This is a genomic window from Kribbella sancticallisti (genome assembly GCF_039530625.1).
In the GTDB taxonomy this organism is placed as follows: Bacteria; Actinomycetota; Actinomycetes; order Propionibacteriales; family Kribbellaceae; genus Kribbella; species Kribbella sancticallisti.
On record NZ_BAAAOS010000048.1, the window covers coordinates 161,416 to 180,495 of the forward strand.

Consider the following 19,080-nt stretch of genomic DNA (forward strand, 5'->3'; position numbering starts at 1 on the left):
TGAATCCGGTACTTCGGTACGGGTTTACCGTTGATCGCATGAGAAGCGGACAGGTCGCCGCCGCGGCCGGCGTGAACCTCCAGACCCTCCGGTACTACGAACGCCGCGGGTTGCTGCCGGCGCCCGACCGCACCCTCGGCGGCCACCGCGCCTATCCCGCGGAGACCGTCACCCGCCTGCGCACCATCAAGGTCGCCCAGCGTCTCGGCTTCACCCTCACCGAGATCGGCGACCTGCTGGCCGCCGGTGAGCACCCGCACCGGCGACGCACCAGCGGCCCCGGCCGATCCGGCCGCTCAGGCCGATCCGTGGAGGCCGGCCTGCAGGCCCAGGCCGCCGCCAAACTCGCGGACGTGGAGGAACGGATCGCCGAACTGACGGTGATCGCCGAAACCCTCCGGTCCGCGATCACCGTCGGCTGCGACGACCTGGCCGAGTGCGCCACCACCGCGAACTGCCCGCTACCTTTCGCCGAACTCGGCCGTTAGCTCCCGCTTCTGCCCGGCTGCGAGGGTGACCTCGACGGCCTTTCCACCCAGTGCGCTGATCCGGAAAGTACCGGCCTGGTCCGCGGTGACCGTCGCGCCCGTGAGTTCGCCCGCGGACCAGGAGACGTCGAAGGTCAGGCCGCCCCGGGCCCGGAGCCCTCGGTATGAGCCGTCCGCCCAGGCAGTGGGCAGCGACGGGAGCAAGCGGATCACGTCCGTGTGGCTCTGGATCAGCAGTTCCGCGATGCCCGCGGTCAGGCCGAAGTTGGCGTCGATCTGGAAGATGTCGCCGTCGCGGTGCAACAGGTTGCCGGACACCAGTCTGGACGTGTAGTCCCGGATGACCGCAGCCGCCTTCTCCGGCTCGAAAAGCCTGCCCCACAAGGCGATCAGCCACGCGCTCGTCCACCCGCCCGGCGGCCGGCCACCCGTCCGTACTGCGAGAGAGGCGCGCACGGCGGAGGCCCATTCCGGAGTACGGGCCGGGTCGATCTCCGAGCCCGGGTAGAGCCCGTAGAGGTGCGACTGATGCCGGTGGTCCGGCTCCGAGGGCTGCCAGTCGGTCGGCCACTCCATCATCCGGCCGTCCGCCGCGACCGAGATCTCCGGCAACCGCGGACCCGCCGCCCGAATCCGGGCGGCCAACTCCGACGACAGTCCCAAGGCGTCCTCAGCCTGCAGCACGTTGCCGAACAGTTCGCGCAGCACCCAGATGTCGTACGTCGTGGTCAGGTCGACCGAGGCCTTCTGTCCCGAGGGCAGGACGAAGTGGTGCTCGGGCGCTGTGGACGGGATGAACTGCAGCCGCCCCTCGCGGTCCTCCACCACCATCGAGAGCACGAACTCCGCGGCACCGGCGAGCACCGGATACGCCTTGTCCCGCAGGTACTCCAGGTCCGGGTGGAACCGGTAGTGCTCCATCAGGTGAGCCGACAACCACACGCCGCAGGTCGCGGCCATCGCCCAGACGGGGTCGTCGCCACCGTCGCCGACCGGCCAGCTCGCCATCCAGATATCGGAGTTGTGGTGCGACACCCAGCCCGGCGCGTCATAGAGGACGCGCGCCGTCTCCGAACCCGATTCGGCCAGACCGTCCATCAGGCTGGTGAACGGATCGAAGCACTCGCGCAGACCGGTGACGTCGGCGGGCCAGTAGTTCATCTGGGTGTTGATGTTGTTCGTCCAGTCGCTCGCCCACATCGGGCGGCGGTCCTCGTTCCAGATGCCCTGCAGGTTGGCGGCCTGTGTTCCGGGCCGGGACGATGCCATCAGCAAGTACCGGCCGAACGCGAAGATCAGTGCGCTCAGATCCGGGTCCTCGCCACCAGCGGCGACCGCGCGGATCCGCTCGTCCGTCGGGAGGTCGACCGGTGTGCCCAACGTCAGCTCGGCCCGGTCGTAGAGAGCGGTGTGATCGTCAAGGTGCCGCTCACGCAGCTTGTCCAGATCGGCGGCGTCGAGCAAGGCCGTTGCCTCGCGCAACGCGGCGGTGGGATCGGAGCCTGGGGCAACGGACCAGCCGGCGAAGGTGCTTGCCGCCGACAACACGACGGTCAACTGGTCGGCACCGCGCACCCGCACACCGGCGTCCTTGACCGACACCGAGCCGCCGGTCGCGAAGGCCCGCAGGGCGACGCCGAAGCCGATCCCCCGGCCTTCCTCGTACCGGATCGGGTCGGCGCTCGTGCGGTACTCGATCGTCAGGTCCGACGGTGCGTGGCCGACCATGGTGAACGTGTCGCCCAGGCCGGCGACCTGCACGGGATGCTGACTCGTGAGCACGAGATCGAGGTCGATCGTGCCCGGCTCACTGGCCTCGATCGTCCACACCATCACCTGGTCGGGCGTCGAGACGAAGCTCTCGCGGTGGAAGCGCACGCCCGCGCGGGTGTAGTCGACGGAGACGATGCCGGTGCGGAGATCGAGGCTGCGCCGGTAGTCCTCGGCCTCGCCGGGTGAGGTGATCAGGAGGTCCCCGAGCGGCTGGTAGGACTCGACCAGCGGGCCCTGCAGAGCACGCGTGCGCTCCGTGGCGGCGTACTGGTCGCCTTCCTCGAGGAGCAGCCGCCGTACGTCGGCAAGGACCTCCGGGCCGTCCGTCACCTGCAGCTTGCGTGGTCCGGCGCCGGACCACACATCGTCGAGGTTCAACGCGATCCGCTCGTCGGGCACGCGGCCGAAGACCTTCGCCCCGAGGTGGCCGTTGCCGATCGGGAGCGCTTCGAACCAGTCCGGAGCCGGAGTACGGAACCACAGTTCGTTCGACATACAGGAAGCTTCCTTCGCCAGAGGACAGAGGGGCGGCCGTGCCGGGAGCTAGGACGGTAGCTCCCGGCACGGCCGGAGGGGATGCGGCCGCAGGGGACGGCCGACGGACTACTTGTTGCCGGACTTGTACTTGTCGTAGGCCTGCTGCTCGAGCTCCAGGTACCGGGTCATGCCGGTGCTGTCGAGACCCTTCACATAGGCGCCCCAGCCGGTGTCGATGTTCTTGGTCCCGGTGATGAAGGCCAACTGGTTCTGGGTGACGTAGCTGTTGAGGTTGGTCTGCAACGTGGCCAGTTCACCGCTGAGGCTCGGGTCCACCCAGACCGAGGTCTGCGGGAACCACTGCGCCTTGTCCTCGTGGCCCTCGTACTGCTTGGTGGCCTGGAACAGCCGGCGCTCGAGGCCCGCGTCGGAGTAGATGTCGGTCGGCACCGCCTGCTCGTTGCGGTAGTTCAGGGTGATGTTGTACTGCGCCATCGAGTCCCAGGAGATGTTCTTCTTCTTCTCGGCCTCGGTGAACCGGTAGTAGCCGACCTTCGTCTTGTCGTCGAGGGCGACGTCACCCGGGCGCGGCCTGGACCAGCCGACACCTTCCGGGCCCATCACGCTGATCTTGCGACCTTCGTCGCTGTAGATGTAGTCGAGCATCTTGACCGCGGCGACCTGCGCCTCCTTGCTGGCCTTGTTGGTCAGCATGAAGGTGTAGCCGGTCGAGCTCGGGTAGTTGTAGCCGGTGTAGCTCTTGCCCGCGGGACCGGTAATCGGCGGCACAGCGTCGTACTGCTTGTCGCGGCCGTCCTTGGAGCCCAGTTGGACGAAGATGCCCGGCCACAGCACCGGCACGGAGCCGACCACGACGGCCTTCGGGTTGTTGCCGACGGCCTTCAGCGCCTCCGCGTTCTGGGTGAAGGAGGCCCGGTCGATCAGGCCTTCGGCGTAGAGCGAGTTGATGTACTTCAGGCCGTCGCGCCAGGCGTCCTTGTTGACCGGCGTGACGACCTTGTCGCCCTCCAGCGCCAGCAGCGAACGGACGCCGTTGTTGGCACCGACCGGGTTGTAGGCGAAGGCGTTCATCAGGAAGCCGAGCAGGCTGCTGTCCTGGACGTCGGTGGTCATCGGGATCTCGTCGGCCTTGCCGTTGCCGTTCGGGTCCTGCGTCTTGAACGCCCGCAGTACGGTGCGCAGTTCCTCGGTGGTCTTCGGCATCTGCAGGCCGAGCTTCTTCAGCCAGGCGCTGTTGATCCAGAGCTTGTCCGGGTAGGTGCAGTGGAAGCAGTCCGACCACTGCGGCAGCGCGTAGATGTGACCGTCGGGGGCGGTCGACATCTCCTTCAGCGTCTTGTTGGAGTCCAGCGCCTTCTGGATGTTCGGCGCGTTGTCCTTGATCAGGTCCCCCAGCGGCATCGCGACGCCCTGGGTGCCGAGCTTCTGGACCTCCGCCTGGGTGATGCCGTCCACCCACGGGATCAGCATGAACAGGTCCGGGTAGTCGCCGCTGGCCAGCGCGATCTGGCGCTTCTCCTTGGCCGGGCCGGCGTCGTACGTGGTGGTCTGCCACCGGAACTGGATCTTGAACTTGTCACTCATGATCTTGCTGACCGGGTTGGTGTCCCAGTTGTCGTCCGGTCCCTGCGGCCCGAAGGTGTCGATGACGACCTTGCCGTCAGCACTCACCTCGTTCGCCGCACCCTCGTCGGACTTGTCCGAGCTGCAGCCCGCGACAGCCAGCGCGGTGGCTGCCACCAGGGCGGCCACCCTGCTCTTGGTTGAGCGCATTTCCTTGTTTCCCTTCGTGGAAAAGAACGACTAACCCTTGACGGCGCCGACCATCACGCCCTTGGTGAAGTGGCGGGCGATGAACGGGTAGATCAGTAGTACGGGCAGGCTCGAGATGACGATCAGCGCGTACTTGAGCACGTTCGCGAGCTGTTGACGTTCCAGCGTCTGCGAGATGTCCGCGGCGGCTCCGGTGGTGGAGTTCAGGATCAGGATGTTCCGCAGCACGATCTGCAACGGGTACAGGCCCGGGTCCTTGAGGTAGATCAGAGCGTCGAAGTAGGTGTTCCACTGGAAGATCGCGTACATCAGCGCGATCACGGCGATCACCGGCTTGGACAGCGGCAGCACGATCGACCAGAGGAACCGCAGGTCACTGGCCCCGTCGAGCACCGCCGCCTCGTACAGATCGTCGGGAATCGTGCTGCGGAAGAAGGTCCGGGCGATGATCACCTGCCAGACGCCGATGGCGCTCGGGATCACCATCGCCCACCGGGTGTTCAGCAGGCCGAGGTCCTGGACCACCAGGTAGGTCGGGATCAGGCCACCGGAGAACAGCATGGTGAACAGCAGCAGGCTCATGATGACGTTGCGGCCGAAGAACGTCTTGCGCGACAGCGGGTACGCGATCGCGATGGTCAGGGTGACGCTGATGAACGTCCCGCCGATGGCGTAGATCAGCGAGTTGTAGTACCCCTTGAGGATCTGCGGGTCGCTGAGCGCCTCCCGGTACGCGCGCAGGCTGGGCTCGACCGGCCAGAGGAAGACCCGGCCGGCGCTGACCGCGCCCGCGCTGCTGAACGAGTTGGCCACCACGTAGACCAGCGGGATCAGGACCGCGATCAGCGCGATCCACAGCATCACCTTGATGCCGATCAGGAAGATCCGGTCGGCCCGGGTCTCGGCGATGGTGGACTTCTCCGCCCCCACGCCAGGCTTGCTCAACCGCGTCTTGAACGGTTGCAGGGTGACGCTCATCGGTTCTCCTCCGACGGTGTGCTGGTCATGACCACAGTCCGTTCCCGGTGATCCGCTTGGCCGCGAAGTTCACCGCGACGAGCAGGCAGAGGTTGATCACCGAGTTGAACAGGCCGACCGCGGTGGCCATGCTGAAGTCCGCGTTGAGCAGACCGGTCTTGTAGACGTAGGTGGCGATGATCTCGGACTGGGCCTGGTTCAGCGGGTTCTGCAGCAGGAACGCCTTCTCGAAGCCGATCGCCATGATGTTGCCGACGCCGAGCACCAGGATGATCACCGCGGTCGGCATGATGCCGGGCAGGTCGACGTGCAGGATGCGCTTGAGCCGGCTGGCGCCGTCGATCTTGGCCGACTCGTGCAGCGCCGGGTCGATCCCGGCCAGCGCGGCCAGGTAGATCACGGCCGAGTACCCGGTGGTCTGCCAGACGTCGGACCAGACGTAGATGTGGCGGAAGTAGTCGGGATTGCCGAGGAAGTCCACCGCCGGGATCCCGAACAGGCCGATCGCGTCGTCGACGAAGCCGATCCGCGGCGACAGCACCAGGATCGTCATCGAGACGACCACCACGGTGGAGATGAAGTACGGCGCGTAGGTGACCAGTTGGACGGTCTTCTTGAACAAGCCGGCCCGGATCTCGTTCAGCGCGATCGCCAGGATGATCGGGATCGGGAAGCTGGCCAGCACCGTGTAGGCGGCCAGCAGGAAGGTGTTCTTGACCAGGGTCCAGAAGACCGGGTTCTGGAAGAACAGCTCGAAGTTCCGGAAGCCGACCCAGTCGCTGCCCCACGGGCCCTTGACCGGGCTGTAGTCCTTGAACGCGATCACCGCGTTGGAGATCGGGATGTACTTGAAGATGACGAAGTACGCGAGCGGCACGACGACCAGCAGGTAGAGCTGCCAGTGCCGGCGGAAGCTGCGCCGGGCCTCCGTCCAGCGACTCGGCCGCTTGATCCGGGGGGCACTCACCGCCTGCTTCAGCACCGGCGCAGGCGGCGCCGGTTTCACTTCGATCGTTCCGCTCACACCCGCGTCCCTTCGTGTCCCGCACCTGCTGTGACGAGCTGTCACTTCCTGGAGACAAACCGATATCCGATAGGATTTTGGCGTCAACCGGGAGGATTGCACAGAACCTCCGACAGCGGAAGAGTCGCGGCGCCGGTCGATATCGGACCTTGACCAACGGTCGTTTCGCCTTCACCACAAGGGCTTCCAGCGAATTTTGCCTAAGGCAACAAACACTCCCAGGCCCCGTGGTGAACCACGGGACCTGGGCGGTCGTCAGCGCCAGGTGACGTCGTCCGCATCGCGACGCCGACCTGGGAGGAGTTTATTTCCTTGGTGAACTATATGGCAGTCAACTGGCGTTCGCCACTTATGTCAAGACCTGGATGATCAGGCCCCGGCGAGGACGTCGGCCAGCACGACCCGCCGCTTCTCGGTTCCGGAACGGACCGCCGCCTCGACCATCGCGAGGCTCTGCACGTTGCTGTGCGCTTCGGTGCTCGAAGCTTCACCAGTCCGCACGCAGTGGACGAACTCGGCGAGCGATCCGTCGATCTGTTCCGGCGCGTCACCGACGGCCACCGGCGTCACCGGATCCCCCACCAGCGGCGCGTTGTCGCCGTCCCACACCGCCGTACCCCGCTCGGCCGCCATCCGCCACCGGCTGTTCCACGACGTCTCCTGGCCGGGGCTGACCCAGCTGCCGTTGAAGACGAACCGGGCACCGCCGGGGAACTCGAAGATCGCGGTCGCCGCGGCGTCCCCGGCGAACCAGCTCCAGCCGGGGTTGTACGACTCGCAGTACACCGAGACCGGGTCCTCGCCGATCAGCGCCCGGGCGGAGTCGAACTGGTGGATCGCCATGTCGAGCAGCAGCGGCGAGTCCATCTCCTCGCGGAAGCCGCCGAAGTGCGGTGCCTTGGCGAACTCGCAGGAGACGGTGGCGATCGGCCCGAGCCCGGCGACGGCTTCGCGCAGCGCGGTGAACTGGTTGAGATAGCGGCGGGACTGGCTGATCATCAGCAGCTTGCCGGTCTCCTTCGCGACCGCCGCGATCTGCTGGGCCTCGGCGACGGTCGGCGAGATCGGCTTCTCGCAGATCACCTGCAGGCCGGCCCGCAGGGCTTCCTCGTTGACCGGGTTGTGTGCGGCCGGAACGGTCACGTTCACCACCGCGTCCGCTCCGACGAGGCCGACGAGCTCAGACAGCGACCTGGCCACCGGGACGGCTGCCGCCAACTCCTCCTCGCTGACCCGCTGGGCGAGAGCGAGGTCGAGGTCGACCAAGCCGACCAGTTCGACATCGGGCGATCTGGAGATGGTGTGCAACCAGGCCTTGCCCATCGCCCCGGCGCCGACCTGGATCAACCGCAGCTTCGTGAACTCAGACATCGTGGTTCTCGTATCCGTTCTGATTCGGAGACCGACGGCAAGGCTTTCGATCGGGACCGAAACCCTTTGGCAGCCCAGGGAGCAGTTCCTAACGTTCTTCGCGTGACTCGTCGTGGAGGCGGCGGGCACTCACTGACTCTGGGGAGAGAGATGTTCCGACACCGCAAGATCCTCGCCGCTGCCGGCGTACTGGCGAGCGTGTTCACCGCCGTGGCGACGGCGCCCGCCGCCCAGGCACGGGCGGTCGAACCGACGGCCGAGTCCACCGCGAAGGTGACGCAGACCCGGACGGCCGACGGGTCCGTCCTGATCGGCGTCACCGGCGGCTCGGCCTCGTCGACCCGTACGACCGCCGCGGTCCCGTCGACGTCGCCGGCCGTGGAGCGGGTGTTCGTCTCGGGCAGCCAGACCACACCCTGCAACCCGGGTTACGCCTGTGCCGCTGTGCCGTACGGCAGTGGCGCCTACATCTTCAAGTTCGTCCGCTACGACGGCTACTCCGTGAGCAACTGGACCGGCTACGGCTACTTCCTCAACAACCAGACGGGCGGCGCCGCCGCCCGGTACGACAATGTGAGCGGTGGCCAGCTCGGCTGCGTGTCGGCCGGCATCCTTCGCACCGGCATCAACTGGGACCCGGTCTGGCGGGTACGCCTGACGGCAGCCGCCTGCTGACCTGACCTCGACATTCGGGACCGCCACGGCAAGCACCACGCCGTGGCGGTCCGCCGGCCAGTCCGCCGCGCAGTCATCTCGAGCCGATCTCGCATCGCCACGCAGTCGCTGCGCATCAGCCACCGAAGTCGCCTACCGAATGGCGTTCCAGCGTCGGCGCCTTGCGCTCCGGGCGATCGGTCGCGGCCCAGGCGACGCCGTTGGCGATCACCTTGCGGACGTCTCGGTGGTGGTAGACCGGGTACTCCTGGTCGCCCGGGGAGAAGTAGAAGATCCGGCCGTGGCCGCGGCGGAAGGTGCAGCCGCTGCGGAACACCTCGCCGCCGCTGAAGTTGCTGACGAAGACGAGTTCGTCCGGCACCGGGATGTCGAAGAACTCCCCGTACATCTCCTGCGCCTCGATCTCGATCGGCTGCGGCACGCCCTGCGCGATCGGGTGGGTCGGGTCGACGGTCCAGACCAGCTCGCGATCCCGCTCGTTGCGCCAGCGCAGGGTGCAACTGGTCCCCATCAGCTTCTGGAAGATCTTCGACCAGTGCCCGGAGTGCAGGACGACCAGGCCGAGCCCGGCGAGCACGTGCCGCTGGACCCGCTCGACCACCTCGTCGGAGACCTCGCCGTGTGCCATGTGCCCCCACCAGACGAGAACGTCGGTGGCCGCGAGCACCTCCTCGGTCAGACCGTGCTCCGGCTCGTCGAGGGTCGTCGTCCCGACCTCGGCCGCGGCGCCGAGATTCTCCTCGATGCCTTCCTTGATCGTCGTGTGCATGCCGTGCGGGTAGAGCTCGGCGACACTGGCGTCCCGCTGCTCGTGCCGGTTCTCGCCCCAGACGAGAACACGCAGTACATCAGCCATGAAAGGTCCGTTCGGTCGGCGCGATCGGGCGGTAAAGCGGTTAACCTGAGCCTAGCCGCGCCTGCGGCGACCATGTCAAGACGTAAACCGGGAGTACTGCGGATGGCCACGGTCCGAGATGTCGCCGAACGCGCGGGAGTGTCGATCGCCACCGTCTCGTTCGTCCTGAACGGGACCAAGCCGGTCACTCCCGCCACCCGCGAACGGGTCGAGACGGCGATGACCGAGCTCGGCTACCACCGCAACGTGCTCGCCCGCGCCCTGGCCAGCCGGCGGACCCGGATCATCGCGCTGGTCCATCCGCGGCTCGACCACCGGTTCGGCAGCGTGACGAGCGAGTTCATCACCAGCGCGTCCCGCGCCGCACGGGCCCGGGGCTATCACCTGGTGCTCTGGCCGGTCGACACCGACGGCGACGAACTCGGGGAACTCGTCAGCCAGGGGTTGGTGGACGGCGTCGTGTTGATGGAGGTGCTGCTGGACGACGCGCGGGTGGAGACACTGGCCGGCTCCGGTACGCCGTTCGCACTGATCGGGCGTACTGCGGATCCGGCCGGGCTGATCCATGTGGACATCGACTTCGACCAGAGCATGGCGGACGCGCTCGACCATCTGCAGGAGCTCGGGCATCGGGAGATCGCGCTGATCACAGCCCGCCAGCCGCTCCCGGAGTACGGGCCGAAGGTGCGGTCGGAAGCCGCCTATCACCGGTTGTGCTCGGAGCGCGGGCTGCGGCCGGTCCTGATCGACTGCGAGCCGACGGTGCCGGCGGGGCGATCGATTCAGTTGCCGGACGCAACCACCGCGGTGATCCTGATGAACGAACTGGCCGGCTTCGGCTTGCTGTCGGAACTGGCTCGGGCCGGCGTCGACGTACCGGCCGAGTTGTCGATCCTGTCCTTCGGTTCCCCTGAACTGGCCCAGATCGCGAGCCCGCCGCTGACCATCATGCGCGCCCCGGGCGCCACTCTCGGCGGCCTCGGCGTCGATGCCTTGATCGACCACCTCGAGAACCCCGAACTGACCCCACCACCCAGGCTGCACCCTTGCGTTCTGGAACCCGGCGGCTCGACCGCCAGGCGCTAACCGCCGTCAGCCGTCGCTGCGGCGTCTAGTTGGCGTTCGATCATCGGTACGTCGGAGCGGCCGGTGCGGTGGCCGGTCCAGAGTTATCCGAATGCTCTGCGTGTCCCGCACGGCGATAACCGCGAACCGACTCAGGACGCTAGTCCACGATCGCGCCGCAGGTGAGGTTGACGACGGCTCCGGTCATCGCGCCGGCGTGGTCGGAGGCGACGAAGGCGGCGGTGCCGGCCACCTCGGACAGCTTCGGCAACCGGCCTAGCGCGGTACCGGCGATCAGGGGTTTCAGGGTGTCGTCGCCGAGGTTCCACTCCGGATGGGTTTCCGGGGTGAAGTTCGGGCGCAACGCGACCACCCGTACGCCGTACCGGCCGACCTCGCCGGCCAGCGTGCGGGTCAAACACTCGATGGACGCGCAGGCGAGGCTGAAGCCGCCCATCTCGAAGCCGGACTCCCGCGCGGACGATGCCGACAGCATCAGGATCACGCCCCGGCCCTGCTCGATCATCCGGCGGGCGGCCGCGGTCGAGGTGAGGAAGTTGGTCCGCGCCGCGTCCTCGACGGGGCGGACGAAATCCTCCACCGACATCGACACCAACGCGATGTCCTGGGTCTCCCGGACGCTGACGCCGTTGAAGCAGACGTCGATCGGACCGTCGATCGATGCCAGGTGTGCCGCGATGGAATCGCTGTCATAGGCGTCGACCAGGGCTGTTGTCGCGCGACCACCATTGGTGGTGATGTCTTCGGCGACCTTCTGGAGCTTGGCGAGGGTGCGTCCGGCGAGGTGGACGGTGGCCCCTTCCCGAGCGAAGGCGCGGGCGACCGCGCCGCCCATCGCGCCACCGCCGCCGTACACGACGGCGGTCTTGTTCTCGAGCAACATGATGTTCCCTTCGTCGGCAGGTGCTTTCACCGAGACGACGAAGCCGGCGGACGGTTCTCTACACACCCGCTGACAGAAAAGACCCGACCCGACCATCACGGGGGAACGGCCGGGCCGGGCTAGTTCCGATGGTACCCCGGGGAGGGCGCCTCAACCGGAATATTCGCGGGCGGGGAGGCTCAGTCGGTCTCGGTGCGGCGGCGGTCCCAGCCGGTCTTGACCAGGCTGGCGGCCGTCGTCACCAGCAGGGTGCCGGCGATGAAGCCGAGCGAGGTGACGATGCCGATGTGCGGCAGGTGGATCGCGCCGATGTCGTCGATGTGCGAACCGTGCAGCGCCTCGATGATCAGCTTCACGCCGATGAAGGCGAGGATCACCGACAGGCCGACGTTCAGATAGATGACGCGCTCCAGCAGCCCGCCGATCAGGAAGTACAACTGGCGCAGGCCCATCAGCGCGAAGGCGTTCGCGGTCAGTACGACGTACGGGTCCTGGGTGAGACCGAAGATCGCCGGGATCGAGTCGAGCGCGAAGATCACGTTCGCCATCCCGATCGCCGCGATCACGATCACCAGTGGGGTGAGCATCGCGCGGCCGCCCGTCCTGGTGACCAGCCTCGCGCCGTCGTAGTCGTGCTGCAGCGGCAGGACGCGGCGCAGCCCACGCAGTACCGCGTTCTCCTGGAAGTCGCTCTCGTCGTTGTCGCCCTCGAGGGCGAGCCGGACCGCGGTGTAGACCAGGAAGGCGCCGAAGAGGTAGAACACCCAACTGGCCGCGGCGATCGCGGCGGCACCGGCCAGGATGAAGACCGCCCGCAACAGCATCGAGACGACGATGCCGATGTACAGCACCTTGTCCTGAGCCATCGAGGGAACGGCGAACCTCGCCATGATGATGACGAAGACGAACAGGTTGTCGACGCTGAGGCTGTACTCCGTGATGTAGCCGGCCACGAACTCCGAGCCGGAGGCGCCGGGGCTGAGGACGAACAGCAGGACGGCGAACACCGCGGCCAGGCCGACGTAGAACAGCACCCAGCGGGTGGCGTCCTTGATCGTGACCGCGTGGTCGCGCCGTGCGATCACGATCAGGTCGAAGGCGACGATCGCCAGCAGGGCGACCACGGTGACGATCCATACGTGAGCGGGCACGGCAGAGACCATGAGCTACCTCCGGGGCGTCGTGAGGCCGGCTTTCCGCCAAGCATCGCATACCGCATACAGACTTCGGTCCGAAGGTGGTGCCGTTTGCTGATTTGAGGGCTCGGGTACCCGAAGGAGGCATCGCCGGCAGGCCGGTGAGGCACAAACCTGTGGAGGTATCTGATGGGAATCGGTGCAGGAATCTTTCTGCTGGCGGTCGGCGGTGTGCTCGCGTTCGCCGTTTCCGACCGGATCAGCGGCGTCGACCTGACCATGGTCGGCTACATCCTGATGGGAGCCGGCGCGCTGGGCCTGGTCCTGGTCCTGCTGCTCAACAGCCAGCGTTCCCGCGGCACGTCCACCGTCGTCGAGGAGCACCGCGAGGTGCGCGACCCCCACGACCCGCGGTACTAGAGGTCAAGTTCCACAGCGGAGGGCCGACGGCAGTGGGCGCGCCGCCGTAGACCCAGACGGCCCCGAGATCGATCTCCTCGAGGTGGAATAAAGGCAGCACGCCGACGGGCTGTACGTCGGTATGAAGGCAATCGTGCATGACCAACTCGGCCCGGCCGACTCCGTACTTCGTCTGGTGGATCGCGAGGTCCCCGAGCCCACGACCGGCGAAGTACGGATTCGGGTGGCGGTTTCCGGTGTCAACCCGACCGACTGGAAGGCGCGTACCGGCCTCTACGGCGGCGGCGATCCGGTCGAGTCCGTGCCCAACCAGGACGGCGCCGGCGTCATCGACGCGGTCGGACCCGAGGTCGAGGGATTGGCCGTCGGGGACCGGGTGTGGGTGACGCTGGCCGCCTACGAGCGACCGGGCAGTGGGACGGCACAGGAGTACACGGTGGTCCCCGCCTCGCGCGCGTTCCCGCTCCCGGGCGACGCGTCCTTCGAGCTCGGCGCGAGCATCGGGATCCCGGCGATCACCGCGCATCGCGCGCTCACTGTCGCGGAAGGCGGACCCACCCGGCTGGCTCCGGGTGCCCTGGACGGCAAGGTCGTCCTGGTCGCCGGAGGAGCCGGCGCGGTCGGACACGCTGCGATCCAGCTCGCTCGCTGGGCCGGAGCCACCGTCATCGCGACCACCAGCCCTGCCAAGACGTCGTACGCGGAGACCGCCGGGGCGCACCACGTCGTGAGCTACCAGGACCCGGATGCCGCGGACCAGATCCGCGCGTTCGCTCCCGACGGCGTGGACATCGTCGTAGAGGTTGCCATCGGCACCAACAACGACCTCGACCTCGCCGTACTGCGTCCGCGCGGCACCATCGCCATCTACGCCAACAACGGCGACAAGCCGCTCACAGTGGACGTACGTCCGAACATGGGCCTGAACACCCGCTACCAGTTCGTCTTGCTCTACACCGTCGGCTGGGAGTTCCTGACGGCGGCCGCCGAAGACATCAACGCCGCCATCACGGCCGGCGCCCTCCCCGTCGGCGAGAACGCGGGGCTGCCGCTCCACTACTTCCCCCTCGACCAGACGGCCGCCGCCCATCAGTCCGTCGAGTCCGGCGCCACCGGGAAGGTTCTGGTCACCGTCGCCGACCTCTGAGCGGACGAACCCCCGGGGCAAGCGCATTCCTGAGGCCTTGACAGTGGTCTTCGGGCGGTGGTGTGATGCGACGGCTGGTTAGGAAAGGTTCCTAACTATCGAGTTGGTTCCCCTGCACTCCTTCCGCCCCCGGAATACCAGGAGACCCTCATGAACCCCCGAGCCCTTCGGCGTGCGCTGACCGGCGGCCTGGCGGCCATTGCCGTCACGCTCGCTCTCGCACCGCTGACTCCGACCGCGAGCGCGGCACCCACCGACTACCAGGCCGAGAACGCCACCATCTCCCAAGGCCTGGTGGAGTCCAACCACGCCGGCTACACCGGCAGCGGGTTCGTCAACTACGACAACCTGGTGGGTAGCTACGTCGAGTGGACGGTGACGGCGCCGGCCGGGCCGGCCGACGTGACGTTGCGGTACGCGAACGGGACCACCGCCTCCCGTCCGCTCGACTTCACCGTGAACGGCGTGGCCGGCGCGGTCGGGATCACCTTCCCCGGGACCGGCGCCTGGACCACCTGGCAGACGAAGACCGTCCGGCTGACGCTTGCCGCCGGCACCAACACGATCCGGGCCCGCGCGACCACCGCCGACGGCGGCCCGAACGCGGACAAGCTCACGGTCAACCCGACCAGCGACGACACCCAGCCGCCGTCGGCGCCCGGAAACCTTGCCGTCAGCAACATCAAGTCGAACGCCGCCACCTTCACCTGGACGGCCGCGTCGGACAACGTCGGCGTGGTCCGGTACGAGATCAACCGCGGCGGCAACGTGCTCAAGGTGGTCGACGGCAACACCTTGACGGCGACCGTCGACACGCTGACGGCGAACACCGGCTACGACGTGTCCATCGGCGCGTTCGATGCCGCAGGCAACGCCTCCCAGCAGAGCAACGTGGTCGCCTTCACCACGCCACCGAGCGGAGACGCCGAACCACCGACCGCACCCGGCAACCTCCGGACGACGAACGTGACGGCGAACAGCGTCAGCCTGGCCTGGAACGCGTCGACCGACAACAGCGGCAGCATCGCCGGCTACGACGTCTACCAGGGCGCCACGAGGGTGTCGACCACGAACTCCCTGACCGCCACGATCACCAACCTCGCGCCGAACACGCAGTACACGTTCACCGTCAAGGCTCGTGATCCCGACGGCAACGCGTCCGGCCCGAGCAACGCCGTGACAGTCCGTACTGCGACCACCGGCACCGGGGGCATTCCGGCGTACGAGCGGGACATCGCGAGGGTCGACCTCGGCTGGAGCGTGGCGTTCCTGCCGGACAACTCCGGATCGGCCCTTGTCACCGAGCGGGACCGGTTCGAACTGCTGCTGGTGACGGCGACTGGGCAGAAGACGACGCTGGGCAAGGTCCCGGGGGCTGCCACGACGACGGGCGAAGGCGGGCTGCTGGGGCTGGCGTTGTCGCCCAACTTCAGCGCCGACCACTGGGTGTACCTCTACCACACGGCCGCGAACGACAACCGGATCGTGCGGATGAAGTACGAGAACGGAGTCCTGGGAACCACGTCGGAGCCGGTCCTGACCGGGCTGGCGAAGAACCGGTACCACAACGGCGGGCGACTGCGGTTCGGCCCGGACGGCAAGCTCTACGCCGCCGTCGGCGATGCCAAGAACAGCGCCAACTCGCAGAACCGGAGCTCGCTGAACGGCAAGATCCTGCGGATCAACCCGGACGGTACTCCGCCCAGCGACAACCCGTTCTTCAGCACCGGTGGCAACGCGCGGTATGTGTGGGGCCTGGGCTTCCGCAACCCGCAGGGCCTGGCGTGGGACTCCCGCGGACAACTGTGGGCCGGGGAGTTCGGCGAGAACAGCCAGGACGAGCTCAATCTGATCCAGAAGGGCGGCAACTACGGCTGGCCCGCCTGTGAGGGCACCATCGGCGACTGCGGCGGCTACATCGCCCCGAAGCGCACCTGGGCGACCTCCCAGGCCGGCCCGAGCGGCGTGGAGATCGTCAACGACTGGATCTACATCGCCGGCGTTACCGGCCGCCAACTCTGGGTCACCCAGATCAACAGCACCGGCACCGGCGTAGGCACTCCCCAAGCCGTCTTCTCCGGCCGCTGGGGCCGCCTCCGCAGCGTCACCAAGACCCCCGACGGAGCCCTTTGGCTCAGCTCCACCAACAACGACATGAACGGCGGCACCCCCACCGTCCTCGACAACGTCATCGTCCGCCTGAAGTTCCAGTAGGCACCCAGCGCGGGCCCTTCCTCGATCCGGGAAGGGCCCGTCGGCCTGCACTCGCGTCTTCGGTTGCACGCCGGGCGGCGATCTCGTTGAGGTTCACCAACTGGTGTCGACCGGCTTGCCTTCCGTGTAGCCGGCCGCGCTCTGGATGCCGACCACCGCGCGCTCGTGGAACTCGCCGAGGTTGGTGGCGCCGACGTACGTGCAGGAGCTGCGGATACCGGACACGATCGAGTCGAGCACGTCCTCGACACTCGGCCGCTCGGGGTCGAGGTACATCCGGGCCGTCGAGATTCCCTCGCCGAAGAAGCTCTTGCGAGCACGCTGGAAGGGGGTGTCGTCCGCAGTACGGAGGCGTACTGCGCGGGCCGACGCCATCCCGAAGCTCTCCTTGTAGATCCGCCCCTTGCTGTCGCGATGCGGATCGCCGGGCGACTCGTAGGTGCCCGCGAACCAGGAGCCGATCATCACGCTGGAGGCCCCGGCGGCGAGCGCGAGCGCCACATCCCGCGGATGCCGCACACCGCCGTCGGCCCAGACGTGCTTGCCGAGCTGCCGGGCCCTCGTCGCGCACTCGAGAACGGCTGAGAACTGCGGCCGCCCGACGGCCGTCTGCATCCGGGTCGTGCACATCGCGCCCGGTCCGACCCCGACCTTCACGATGTCGGCACCGGCTTCCACCAGGTCTTCGACGCCCTCGGCGGTGACGACGTTACCCGCGACAACCGGCACTTGCGGGCCCAGCGCGCGGACGGTACGCAGTACTTCGAGCATGCGCTCCTGGTGACCGTGGGCGGTGTCGACCACCAGCGCGTCGATACCCGCGTCCAGCAGGGCCTTCGCCTTCTGCTCGGCGTCACCGTTGATCCCGATCGCCGCGGCGACCCGCAGCTTGCCTTGTGCATCGACGGCGGGCTCATAGAGTGTGGCGCGGAGGGCTCGCTGCCTGGTGAGGATGCCGACGATCCGGCCTTGGTCGTCAACCACGGGAGCCAGCCGGTGCCGCCCGTCGTGCAACTGGTCGAACGCCTCCTCGGCCGCGATCCCGGCCGGCAACGTGAGCAACTCGCGCGACATGATCCCGCCGAGTTGGGTGTACCGATCGACGCCCTCGCAGTCCGCGTCGGTCACCACCCCGACCGCGCGACCGTCCTCGACCACGATCACGGCGCCGTGCCCGCGCTTCGGCAGCAGGTTCAGCGCCTCACCGACCGTGCCGTTGGCGGGCATCGTGAGCGGGGTGTCGTAGATCGTGTGCCGCTCCTTGATCCACGAGACCACCTCGGCCACCACCTCGACCGGGATGTCCTGCGGGATCACCGCCAGCCCGCCACACCGCGCGATCGTCTCGGCCATCCGCCGGCCGGACACCGCGGTCATGTTCGCCGCGACGATCGGGATGGAAGCACCGGTCCCGTCACCGGCGGCAAGGTCGACGTCCAGCCGCGACGCCACCGCCGACCGGTTGGGCACCAGGAAAACGTCACTGAACGTGAGGTCCTGTTGCGGAACCAACTCTCCGAGAAAGCGCACGTCGACCACCTCACCAGCCGGACGGCGGTTGCGTCCGGCAAGGACTACGGACCCCTCGGAGCGTACGCCATCGACGGCAACGACGTGCTGGCGCGATCGTCCGGCCGTGCTCCGTACTCCGCGTACTGTCGCTGTCATGCTCGACGTTCCCGCCGCTGCGATCTTCCTCCGCGACGAAGGCACCAGAAACATCTGGAAGGCCGAGTTCCCGGCGTTTCGCTTGGCGCCGACACCCGTCACCCGCGGCCAGTACTTCGGCGCGTCGGCTGATGCCGGCCTGCCGGTGACCGATGTGTCGTGGCTGGACGCCATCAGGTTCTGCAACCAACTGTCGCTCGAGCAGGATCTGGAGCCCGTCTACACGATCGGGGACGATCCCGACGCCGAGGGCGTCGTCTGCAAGTGGGATGCGAAGGGTTACCGCCTGCCCTCCGAGGCCGAGTGGGAATACGCGTGCCGCGCGGGGAGCACCGCAGCGCAGTACGGGGAATTGGATGAGATCGCCTGGTATCGCGAGAACTCTTCGGAGCGCATCCACGAAGTCGGCGGTCGACTGCCGAACGCATGGGGTTTCCACGACATGCTCGGCAACGTGTGGGAATGGACCTGGGATCTCTACGACGCCGAGGTCTACGGCCCGTACCGGGTCTTCCGCGGCGGCGGCGCCTACGACCCGCCCCGCGCCTGCCGCGCCTCCTGCCGCCGCAAGAGCCACCCGACCTTCCACATCGACGACCTCGGCTTCCGCCTGGCGCGATCCGTCTAACCGGCCCCCCGGCGTACTGCTCGTCGTCATCCCTTGGCCCTCCTCATGGTCGGCGCCCACTCCGGGGACCACGTCTCCTGCATAGTTGCCCCCATGGGTCTCCTTCTCGGCCGCCGGCGCCACAACCCCGTCTGGTTCGCCGCGACAGCCCTACTACTCACCCTGGGGACGGCCATCACCTACCTAGCCGGCTCCCTGGCCGGTGCGAACCTCGACCCAGAAGAGTCCTGCCACGCCGCCGGTGAGCCCTACGACCGCGCCTACCGCCGAGCGAACTTCGACGAGTACACCCAGTGGTTCCCTCTCCACGACAGATGCCACGCGGGCTACGACCTGGTCCCAGCCTGGGTGAATCCAACCCTCGTCGCCCTACCGGTCCTAGCCATCGCCTGCCTCGCGTACGCAGTACGCCTGGCCGTTCTCCACCGACGCGCATGAGCGGACACCTTTTCGCGCTACGTC

At 67.6% G+C, this 19,080-nt stretch carries 17 protein-coding genes; 8 read left to right on the forward strand and 9 right to left on the reverse strand.

The window, feature by feature from the left end; translation table 11 throughout:
- Positions 1-38 precede the first annotated feature (38 nt).
- On the forward strand, positions 39-488 hold the full coding sequence (locus tag ABD255_RS30110; protein WP_344219964.1) for a MerR family transcriptional regulator: 450 nt from the start codon (positions 39-41) through the stop codon (positions 486-488).
- On the opposite strand, the gene ABD255_RS30115 is transcribed toward ABD255_RS30110, so the two are convergent.
- The 5 genes from ABD255_RS30115 to ABD255_RS30135 form a co-directional block, all read right to left on the reverse strand.
- A complete protein-coding gene (locus ABD255_RS30115) occupies positions 462-2,756 on the reverse strand; it encodes a glycoside hydrolase family 95 protein (RefSeq protein WP_344219966.1) in 2,295 nt (764 codons plus the stop codon). The genes ABD255_RS30110 and ABD255_RS30115 overlap by 27 nt on opposite strands.
- 108 nt (positions 2,757-2,864) lie before the next feature.
- Entirely contained in the window at positions 2,865-4,532 is a 1,668-nt protein-coding gene (locus tag ABD255_RS30120) for a type 2 periplasmic-binding domain-containing protein (RefSeq protein WP_344219968.1), read from the reverse strand.
- Positions 4,533-4,562: 30 nt separating this feature from the next.
- On the reverse strand, positions 4,563-5,510 hold the full coding sequence (locus ABD255_RS30125; RefSeq protein ID WP_344219970.1) for a carbohydrate ABC transporter permease: 948 nt from the start codon (positions 5,508-5,510) through the stop codon (positions 4,563-4,565).
- 25 nt (positions 5,511-5,535) lie between these two features.
- Complete coding sequence (locus ABD255_RS30130) at positions 5,536-6,534, reverse strand: ABC transporter permease (RefSeq protein WP_344219972.1); 999 nt, start codon at positions 6,532-6,534, stop codon at positions 5,536-5,538.
- 369 nt (positions 6,535-6,903) lie between these two features.
- A complete protein-coding gene (locus ABD255_RS30135) occupies positions 6,904-7,905 on the reverse strand; it encodes a Gfo/Idh/MocA family protein (RefSeq protein WP_344219974.1) in 1,002 nt (333 codons plus the stop codon).
- Positions 7,906-8,055: 150 nt separating this feature from the next.
- On the opposite strand from ABD255_RS30135, the gene ABD255_RS30140 reads away from it, so the two are divergent.
- The gene (locus tag ABD255_RS30140; protein WP_344219976.1) at positions 8,056-8,580 is read left to right on the forward strand and encodes a hypothetical protein; all 525 of its coding nucleotides are present in this window, start codon (positions 8,056-8,058) and stop codon (positions 8,578-8,580) included.
- A gap of 115 nt (positions 8,581-8,695) precedes the next feature.
- Here ABD255_RS30140 and ABD255_RS30145 read toward each other — a convergent pair whose 3' ends face one another.
- A complete protein-coding gene (locus ABD255_RS30145) occupies positions 8,696-9,436 on the reverse strand; it encodes a ThuA domain-containing protein (RefSeq protein ID WP_344219979.1) in 741 nt (246 codons plus the stop codon).
- Between the two features lie 102 nt (positions 9,437-9,538).
- Between ABD255_RS30145 and ABD255_RS30150 the strand changes: the two genes are divergently transcribed.
- Entirely contained in the window at positions 9,539-10,522 is a 984-nt protein-coding gene (locus tag ABD255_RS30150) for a LacI family DNA-binding transcriptional regulator (RefSeq protein WP_344219981.1), read from the forward strand.
- Between the two features lie 139 nt (positions 10,523-10,661).
- Here the strand turns inward: ABD255_RS30150 and ABD255_RS30155 are convergent, their stop codons facing one another.
- Both ABD255_RS30155 and ABD255_RS30160 read right to left on the reverse strand, forming a co-directional pair.
- A complete protein-coding gene (locus tag ABD255_RS30155) occupies positions 10,662-11,471 on the reverse strand; it encodes an SDR family NAD(P)-dependent oxidoreductase (RefSeq protein ID WP_344219983.1) in 810 nt (269 codons plus the stop codon).
- Between the two features lie 113 nt (positions 11,472-11,584).
- Positions 11,585-12,556 (reverse strand): TerC/Alx family metal homeostasis membrane protein, encoded by a 972-nt coding sequence (locus ABD255_RS30160; RefSeq protein ID WP_344219985.1) that lies wholly within the window; start codon positions 12,554-12,556, stop codon positions 11,585-11,587.
- Positions 12,557-12,730: 174 nt separating this feature from the next.
- Here ABD255_RS30160 and ABD255_RS30165 point away from each other — a divergent pair, with 174 nt between their 5' ends.
- From ABD255_RS30165 to ABD255_RS30175, 3 genes are all read left to right on the forward strand, one after another.
- The gene (locus tag ABD255_RS30165; protein WP_344219987.1) at positions 12,731-12,961 is read left to right on the forward strand and encodes a DUF6458 family protein; all 231 of its coding nucleotides are present in this window, start codon (positions 12,731-12,733) and stop codon (positions 12,959-12,961) included.
- A 121-nt stretch (positions 12,962-13,082) separates the two neighbouring features.
- Entirely contained in the window at positions 13,083-14,108 is a 1,026-nt protein-coding gene (locus tag ABD255_RS30170) for an NADPH:quinone reductase (protein WP_344219989.1), read from the forward strand.
- 150 nt (positions 14,109-14,258) lie between these two features.
- Positions 14,259-16,322: a PQQ-dependent sugar dehydrogenase gene (locus tag ABD255_RS30175; protein WP_344219991.1), complete on the forward strand. Its 2,064-nt coding sequence runs from the start codon at positions 14,259-14,261 to the stop codon at positions 16,320-16,322.
- 93 nt (positions 16,323-16,415) lie between these two features.
- Here the strand turns inward: ABD255_RS30175 and ABD255_RS30180 are convergent, their stop codons facing one another.
- Complete coding sequence (locus ABD255_RS30180; protein WP_344220397.1) at positions 16,416-17,852, reverse strand: GuaB1 family IMP dehydrogenase-related protein; 1,437 nt, start codon at positions 17,850-17,852, stop codon at positions 16,416-16,418.
- A gap of 136 nt (positions 17,853-17,988) precedes the next feature.
- Between ABD255_RS30180 and ABD255_RS30185 the strand changes: the two genes are divergently transcribed.
- A complete protein-coding gene (locus ABD255_RS30185) occupies positions 17,989-18,618 on the forward strand; it encodes a formylglycine-generating enzyme family protein (RefSeq protein ID WP_344219993.1) in 630 nt (209 codons plus the stop codon).
- 93 nt (positions 18,619-18,711) lie between these two features.
- Complete coding sequence (locus ABD255_RS30190; RefSeq protein ID WP_344219995.1) at positions 18,712-19,056, forward strand: hypothetical protein; 345 nt, start codon at positions 18,712-18,714, stop codon at positions 19,054-19,056.
- Positions 19,057-19,080: the final 24 nt, after the last annotated feature.

What these genes read in the sequence shown, in the direction of transcription:
- ABD255_RS30110 (WP_344219964.1), top strand. Translation starts at nt 39, where the DNA reads ATGAGAAGCGGACAGGTCGCCGCCGCGGCCGGCGTGAACCTCCAGACC.
- ABD255_RS30115 (WP_344219966.1), bottom strand. Translation starts at nt 2,756, where the DNA reads ATGTCGAACGAACTGTGGTTCCGTACTCCGGCTCCGGACTGGTTCGAA.
- ABD255_RS30120 (WP_344219968.1), bottom strand. Translation starts at nt 4,532, where the DNA reads ATGCGCTCAACCAAGAGCAGGGTGGCCGCCCTGGTGGCAGCCACCGCG.
- ABD255_RS30125 (WP_344219970.1), bottom strand. Translation starts at nt 5,510, where the DNA reads ATGAGCGTCACCCTGCAACCGTTCAAGACGCGGTTGAGCAAGCCTGGC.
- ABD255_RS30135 (WP_344219974.1), bottom strand. Translation starts at nt 7,905, where the DNA reads ATGTCTGAGTTCACGAAGCTGCGGTTGATCCAGGTCGGCGCCGGGGCG.
- ABD255_RS30140 (WP_344219976.1), top strand. Translation starts at nt 8,056, where the DNA reads ATGTTCCGACACCGCAAGATCCTCGCCGCTGCCGGCGTACTGGCGAGC.
- ABD255_RS30145 (WP_344219979.1), bottom strand. Translation starts at nt 9,436, where the DNA reads ATGGCTGATGTACTGCGTGTTCTCGTCTGGGGCGAGAACCGGCACGAG.
- ABD255_RS30150 (WP_344219981.1), top strand. Translation starts at nt 9,539, where the DNA reads ATGGCCACGGTCCGAGATGTCGCCGAACGCGCGGGAGTGTCGATCGCC.
- ABD255_RS30165 (WP_344219987.1), top strand. Translation starts at nt 12,731, where the DNA reads ATGGGAATCGGTGCAGGAATCTTTCTGCTGGCGGTCGGCGGTGTGCTC.
- ABD255_RS30170 (WP_344219989.1), top strand. Translation starts at nt 13,083, where the DNA reads ATGAAGGCAATCGTGCATGACCAACTCGGCCCGGCCGACTCCGTACTT.
- ABD255_RS30175 (WP_344219991.1), top strand. Translation starts at nt 14,259, where the DNA reads ATGAACCCCCGAGCCCTTCGGCGTGCGCTGACCGGCGGCCTGGCGGCC.
- ABD255_RS30185 (WP_344219993.1), top strand. Translation starts at nt 17,989, where the DNA reads ATGCTCGACGTTCCCGCCGCTGCGATCTTCCTCCGCGACGAAGGCACC.
- ABD255_RS30190 (WP_344219995.1), top strand. Translation starts at nt 18,712, where the DNA reads ATGGGTCTCCTTCTCGGCCGCCGGCGCCACAACCCCGTCTGGTTCGCC.